This is a genomic window from Nitrospira sp. (assembly GCA_030692565.1).
Classification (GTDB): domain Bacteria; phylum Nitrospirota; class Nitrospiria; order Nitrospirales; family Nitrospiraceae; genus Nitrospira_D.
Window position 1 is genome coordinate 77105 of record JAUYAO010000008.1, and the last position, 6200, is coordinate 83304.

General features: G+C 58.1%; 8 protein-coding genes. All 8 read right to left on the minus strand.

From position 1 onward, the window contains the following. Positions 1 to 189: 189 nt before the first annotated feature. Positions 190 to 540 carry an isocitrate dehydrogenase gene (locus Q8N04_02625; protein ID MDP3089545.1) on the minus strand — a complete coding sequence of 117 codons (351 nt, stop codon included), beginning with the start codon at positions 538 to 540 and terminating at the stop codon, positions 190 to 192. Positions 541 to 577: 37 nt separating this feature from the next. Beyond that, the gene (locus Q8N04_02630) at positions 578 to 1594 is read right to left on the minus strand and encodes an isocitrate/isopropylmalate family dehydrogenase (GenBank protein ID MDP3089546.1); all 1017 of its coding nucleotides are present in this window, start codon (positions 1592 to 1594) and stop codon (positions 578 to 580) included. Positions 1595 to 2152: 558 nt separating this feature from the next. Further along, positions 2153 to 3061 (minus strand): class I SAM-dependent methyltransferase, encoded by a 909-nt coding sequence (locus Q8N04_02635; GenBank protein ID MDP3089547.1) that lies wholly within the window; start codon positions 3059 to 3061, stop codon positions 2153 to 2155. A 60-nt stretch (positions 3062 to 3121) separates the two neighbouring features. After that, the gene (larB, locus tag Q8N04_02640; GenBank protein ID MDP3089548.1) at positions 3122 to 3751 is read right to left on the minus strand and encodes a nickel pincer cofactor biosynthesis protein LarB; all 630 of its coding nucleotides are present in this window, start codon (positions 3749 to 3751) and stop codon (positions 3122 to 3124) included. Between the two features lie 82 nt (positions 3752 to 3833). Continuing rightward, positions 3834 to 4205: a Na-translocating system protein MpsC family protein gene (locus tag Q8N04_02645; protein ID MDP3089549.1), complete on the minus strand. Its 372-nt coding sequence runs from the start codon at positions 4203 to 4205 to the stop codon at positions 3834 to 3836. A gap of 144 nt (positions 4206 to 4349) precedes the next feature. Beyond that, positions 4350 to 4751 carry a response regulator gene (locus tag Q8N04_02650; protein ID MDP3089550.1) on the minus strand — a complete coding sequence of 134 codons (402 nt, stop codon included), beginning with the start codon at positions 4749 to 4751 and terminating at the stop codon, positions 4350 to 4352. Positions 4752 to 4764: 13 nt separating this feature from the next. After that, positions 4765 to 5784 carry an L-threonylcarbamoyladenylate synthase gene (locus Q8N04_02655; protein MDP3089551.1) on the minus strand — a complete coding sequence of 340 codons (1020 nt, stop codon included), beginning with the start codon at positions 5782 to 5784 and terminating at the stop codon, positions 4765 to 4767. A 111-nt stretch (positions 5785 to 5895) separates the two neighbouring features. After that, the coding region (locus Q8N04_02660) for a hypothetical protein (protein MDP3089552.1) at positions 5896 to 6200 on the minus strand (305 nt) is incomplete at its 5' end.

Consider the following 6200-nt stretch of genomic DNA (forward strand, 5'->3'; position numbering starts at 1 on the left):
GGCTGCGAGTGAGCGGCTGGGCCAGTCATCCGGGAAAGCCTCTTGTTCCCGGGATAAGGCTCAGGGGTGCGGCATCAGGGCATACGCCGTCATTTGCCGGTAAATCAGGAGATGCGTCCCTCTAGCGTGATTGCTGAGGCGCCGCTGCGAAAGGTACGCCCCCTCGCAGCGGCAGCCAATGGGCCAAGGCTAGTACGCCTTGCTGAATCCTGCCTCGCCGTCGTAGTTCCACAACTTTTGGGCGGCAGACCACCACCAGCCCTGTTTGGTCAAGGCGTCCAAGAATGTGTTGACGTCCGCGTCTTGCACATCCTTGGACGCCATAAACCGGCAGCGGTACCAATTGACCTGCAGCAAATCGGGACTCACGAAGCCGGGCCAGACCTTCGTGCCACGGTTCGAAATGAATTCACATTTGAACGGCCCGATATCGTCGAACTTCGGGATCCCCTTCTCGGTGATGAGGTACATATCGACCCCGACCAATTTAATCTCGCGTTTCTTCTTCGTCGCTTTTGCAATGTCAGTGCATGTTGGCATGGTGTTCTCCTTGTTCATTCAGCCGGTAGTCTCGAACTCAGGCCGTCGCGTGCATTTTATCCACGATGGCTTGCGCATACTCGTCCGTTGTTGCGGTTCCGCCGACGTCGTACGTCACGTGCTTCCGCTCGTCGAGGACGGCAAACATCGCCTTTTGTATCCGATCGGCTGCCGCTTCCTCCTTCAACCAGCGCAGCATCATGATTCCGGAGACCAGCACGGCCGAGGGATTGACCTTCTTCAGCCCGGCATACTTCGGGGCAGAGCCGTGGACCGCTTCGAAAATCGCGCAGTTGTCGCCCACGTTGGCGCCCGGCGCGAAGCCCAGACCGCCGACCAATCCGGCGCAGAGATCCGTCAGAATGTCGCCGTACAGATTCGGGAGCACCAGGCAATCGAACTGCGCTGGATTTCTCACGAGCTGCATGCAGCAATTATCCACGATGATGTCGCCGGATTCGATGTCCGGGTATTTCTTGGCGACCTCTCTGAAGGCATCGAGAAAGAGCCCGTCGGTCATCTTCATGATATTGGCCTTGTGGACGCAGTAGATCTTCTTGCGTCCGTTGGCTTTTGCCCACTTGAAGGCAAACTCGGCGATGCGATAGGAGCCCGGCCAGGTGATGACTTTCAAACATTGCGCCACTTCGTCGGACACCATATGCTCGATGGCGGCGTAGCAGTCTTCGGTGTTCTCCCGAAAGTTCAGGATATCGATCTTGTCCCAGGGCCGCTTGAGCACCGGAATCAGTTTCGCCGGACGCACATTCGCATAGAGATCGAACACCTTCCGCAAGGTCACGTTCGCGCTCTTGTGACCGGTCCCGATCGGCGTGGTCGTGGGGCCTTTCAGTGCGATCTTGTTTCTGGCGATGGCTTGGACCGTCTTATCCGGCAGCAATGTGCCGTGCTTATCCAGGCAGTCCAGTCCGATCTCTTCGTACTCCCATTTGATATCGACGCCGCTGGCATCGATCACCAGCCGCACCGCTTCGCAAATTTCCGGGCCGGTGCCCTCTCCCGGTAACATCGTCACGATATGTTGCGTACCCATTGAACAACCTCCCTTAAGCAGCAAGGGGGATCGGACCATCCGCTCCCATGACTTGTCATGTTTGCAAATCAGATTCCAGACTGAGATGGGACTCCTCAGCGAGCACACTATCGAATTATTACCGAGAATTAGCGCAATCTGACGATAGGGTGATTGTGGCAAGCATGGAGTTCTCTTGTCGCGGCGAATGTCGCGTGCGTCGGTGCACGGGCTGCGCTCCGAGGTGTGCGCTTATGCTCGGTTGCCAGCTCCGCTCAGATTGTCTTAGACCGATCAGAGGGGTGTTGCGAGTACGTTGTCACCGCACGAGTTTAGCCAGGTCCAGGTTTTCTGCTAGGGAACGGGGAGGGTATAGGCCTGAGAGTTTATCGAGCGGGCGATCAAGCCCGGTTGCGGAAGGCCCCGAAATCCCAGTTCGGTCTGGTCTGGTCTGGTCTCGTCTAGTTTTCAGGAGTGGGTTATCAGCTGTCACGGTTTCTCTAGCGATAGCTCACCCACGGGCAGGCCGCAGAGACGCATCGCTGCTTGCAGATGGATATGTGGTGGCTTGCTCCACGGCTAAGAAAGAAGTGAATTTAGAATCTCTAAGTGTGATTTGTTCTTAACCTTTGACTCCCGTAGCCGTTGGTTCAGCTTGGAAAACAGTTTATACATTCCGCCCCCCGCAATCAGATATTCGAACCATCCCTTTTGCCGAAGTCTCAGGGCAAGAGAAGAAACGGTGTCTTGTGTGGGCAATGTGATGTGGCTTTGCCGGCGTTTCCGTTTGAATAAAATTCGGAGGTTCGATCGGGCCTCTATAACCAGAGGGTCAAAGTATTTGCTGGCACAAGCGGATAGCGTCGCCCTATTAAAGTAGAACAGGTGCGCTTTGAAATATATATTGTGCGGCGAAGCATCGTTTGTTTCTATATTAGGAACCTCAATGAACAGCGATCCCCCTTCGTTCAGCATGGACCACGCCATCTTAAAGGACTCGAAATTGGGCATATGCTCAAGTACATGAAACATTGTAATAATGTCGTAGGTTTCTCGTGTCTCGCATAATTCTCCAGTCTTGATTTCCACGCCGTACTGATTTCTGGCAAACTTTGAATAGCCGATATTCGGCTCAATACCTTTGGAGTCATACCCTCGGGTTTTGGAAATATAGACAAATTCTCCCCCGCCTGCACCTACGTCAAGCAATTTGCCGCCGTGAACCCCATGAGATTGTAAGAAATTAACTCGCTCAATCGCCGCCATGCCAGCCCTGTAAATATGCTTGGCTTTTGGCATATATGTTTTCTTGTAGTCTGTTCTATAGGTATGAGCGTAAAAGTGGCGAAGTTCCGTTTTCGAAGGCATCGGATCTTGTTGAACAAGCCCGCAACCGCCGCATATGGCCACATTCAAGGCACCGTGTGATTTAGCGTCTACCGTAGAGATCGTTGAGAGCGATGTCTGTCCACATAAAACACACGGCATTATCTTGCTCTCCTTTGGGCTGAGGCGGTACCTGTCGGCAGATGCGGCGACAGGCGCTCCCTATTCGTTGGCCAGCACATTGATGCGGTGCGCCAGGCAGCCGGCGCTGAATCCGTTATTGATGTTGACCACCCCCACGCTGGAAGCGCACGAATTGAGCATGGTCAAAAGAGGGGCGATGCCGCCAAAGCTGGCCCCGTAGCCGATGCTCGTCGGAACCGCGATCACCGGGCAGTTGACCAGTCCCCCGACGACGCTCGGAAGCGCCCCGTCCATGCCGGCCACCACCACCACGACACGGGCCCGCAAGAGCCTGCTATGACGGGCAAGGACTCGGTGCAAACCGGCCACCCCTACGTCGCAGATCACCTCCACCAGACTCCCTAAGACTTCGGCCGTGACCCGGGCCTCTTCTGCTACCGGGGTGTCGGCTGTGCCGGCGGTGACGATCAATACATCTCCGCTTGGCCTCCGTGTTGGGTGACATACCGTGACGGCGCGGGACAACTCATGATAGACGGCATGGCGATTCAGACGCAGCAAGACACGTGCGACCTTGGGTGCAACGCGAGGCACCAAGAGATGCTGATGCTGAGCCAGCAGCTTGCGCGCAAGGCTGACAATTTCTTGTTGGGTTTTTCCGTCACAGAACACGACGGGCGGAAATCCTTGCCGTGCGGACCGCAGCATGCCCTGAGATACGCCATCGCCGCTCTCACAGGGCTTCTTTGAGCGTACATTGGTAGCTAGTGTGGACTTCCTTATCATCCCATCAGTCCTCGTCGTGTGAGGTAAACAGAAATGCCATCACCTGCTCACCGGTAGAGACGGCGAAATCCGTCAAGACATCAGTTACCACCATGCCCGTGATCGCCGCGACCTGGTTCACCAGGATGCGGCGCTGTTGAGCAAATAGCGTGCGATACAGCTGCTTCACCAGCGCCTGACCCTCTTCTGTCCGAGCAAGGTGCTGTTCCGCCGCCGGCAGTACGCCCTGCGAACGAACGATGATCATGTCGGAGGCTACGAGCACGCGGATGCGCTCGGCGAAGCTGCCCGCCATGAACTCCAACTGAAACTGGCAGACCGCCTTGCGAACAGCCGCTTCCAGGGCTCCCTGCTGCTGTAAGGCCTCACTGTGCATCGTTCAGCCTCTCCTCGGGCTGTGTCATCTGTAGCACCAGCCCGGCTGGATGCGACATGAAGCCTCCGTCAGCAGCTCTACCACGAGCACCTGTCGTCTACTGGCGCATTCGGACTTCGCATGGATCTGTTGGTTCTTCATGCCTTAGCTGTCTGCACATCCCGAGAGAGAGGGAACCGACAAGAGCGCCACAGAGAGCGCTTGCCGCTGCACTGGCTTCTCCATCCAGTCCTGTGCCCCCGCACTCAGTAGCTGCCGGCCGAGCTGAGGAGTCATGAGGGCGCTCATCATGATCACCGGTAGATCGTGGTAGTAGCGCTTGATCGCATGCAGCGTTTCCAATCCATCCATCGTGGGCATCACAAGATCCAACAGGACGACATCGACCCGGCTACATTGGAGAACCTCTAACGTCTCCCAGCCGGAAGCGGCCTGCACCGGTTCGTACCGCCAGTGCGCCAGCAAATCGCAGAGAAACATACGGATATCGGCATCATCGTCGACAACCAGAACCCGCCGCCGAGGTTTCCACTGTTTGCTCGCCATGACGACACCCTCCTTAGCCTTCCTCGTTCACAGAGGCCTGCACTTCGAATTGAACGGGTACCGCACAGCGTCGGAGCCGGTCCATGATCGCCAGACCGAGGCCCTGATCCTCGCAGGGCACGGCGTACAGACGGTCGAGGCCTAGCGCATCCAGCCGCCGCAGTGCGGCGAATAAATTCCGCGCGGCCTCCCGCAGATCGCCCGACGCCGAGAGCACTTCGATCGCACAGAACCTCTCGTCCACATGGCCCGGTGCCGACATGGCCAGCAGTCCGGCGCGCTCATGGGCATGCAGAACGGGTCTGACTTCCGGAGCCGCCAGAACCGTCATCGGAGTGCGGGTTGCGTAATGGCGGGGAAGCTGGCCCGGCGCGACCATCGTCCGGCTGGCAGGTGTTCGCACGACCGGGCCAATGACTTTTCGGAGGGCTGCGAGCGTGACCGTACCTGGGCGCAGGAATTCCGGCCAGGCTCCGCCCATCGATACGATGGTGGACTCGACACCAATCGGGCACGGCCCTCCGTCGAGAATCAGATCGACGCGATCGCCGAGCCCCTCGACGACATGTTGCGCGCACGTCGGACTGACATAGCCGAACGGATTGGCGCTCGGTGCGGCAATCGGGACGCCTGCCTCCCGAATCAGCGCCTGTGCCACGGTATGGGCGGGCATCCGAATCGCGACAGTGGGAAGGCCGGCCGTCACGAGATCGGGAACGTCCGCCCGCTTCGGCAACACGAGGGTCAGCGGACCTGGCCAGAAGGCATCTATGAGTCGGTGGGCGCGTGTCGATACGAACGGAGTCAGTGACTCCAGCGTCGCCCGGTCCGCGATGTGCACGATGAGGGGATCGAAATGGGGCCGCTGCTTGGCCTCGAAGACGCGCGCCACCGCCTCTGGGTTCAGCGCATCGCAGCCGAGCCCGTACACGGTTTCCGTCGGGAAGGCGACGAGTCCTCCCTGGCGGATGATTGCGCCAGCCATCCGAATCGACTCCGGATTTGAGGCAGGAAGGACTGTCGCCGCCGCCATTATGCTGCCCTGCATGAGGGGGTGAGTGGATGTTGCGTCGGCGCACTCATTGTGTCACCGTTCACCCGCATGAAGTCCCCTCGGTTCACCTTGCACGCCTCACGTTTCACTCTATTGGTTCGTGCTGGCATCGGGGCGGTTATTCTCCCAATAGCCTTTGTCGGGCAGTCCCTTCGCCTCGATCGTAAACGACCCGGCCTCAATGGTCAGCCATTGCTTCTGCGAGCAGCACGTGCCGTCCGGGAGAACATCCCACGAGCCCCGCCGGACCACCAACGGGCCGGTGGAGAGATCGTCGAAGAACGCCCCGCGCTTCCCGATCCCGTACAAATTGCGATGGGGGACTTTCACGACAATCTCGGTATCGGTCCAGGATTGGACGAGGGCCGCCGCGCCATTGAAGAGCACCTCCGTCC

Excerpts from the sequence above, each read along its gene's own strand:
- Q8N04_02625 (MDP3089545.1), bottom strand. The coding sequence starts at position 540 with ATGCCAACATGCACTGACATTGCAAAAGCGACGAAGAAGAAACGCGAG.
- Q8N04_02630 (MDP3089546.1), bottom strand. The coding sequence starts at position 1,594 with ATGGGTACGCAACATATCGTGACGATGTTACCGGGAGAGGGCACCGGC.
- Q8N04_02635 (MDP3089547.1), bottom strand. The coding sequence starts at position 3,061 with ATGCCGTGTGTTTTATGTGGACAGACATCGCTCTCAACGATCTCTACG.
- larB (MDP3089548.1), bottom strand. The coding sequence starts at position 3,751 with ATGCTGCGGTCCGCACGGCAAGGATTTCCGCCCGTCGTGTTCTGTGAC.
- Q8N04_02645 (MDP3089549.1), bottom strand. The coding sequence starts at position 4,205 with ATGCACAGTGAGGCCTTACAGCAGCAGGGAGCCCTGGAAGCGGCTGTT.
- Q8N04_02650 (MDP3089550.1), bottom strand. The coding sequence starts at position 4,751 with ATGGCGAGCAAACAGTGGAAACCTCGGCGGCGGGTTCTGGTTGTCGAC.
- Q8N04_02655 (MDP3089551.1), bottom strand. The coding sequence starts at position 5,784 with ATGGCGGCGGCGACAGTCCTTCCTGCCTCAAATCCGGAGTCGATTCGG.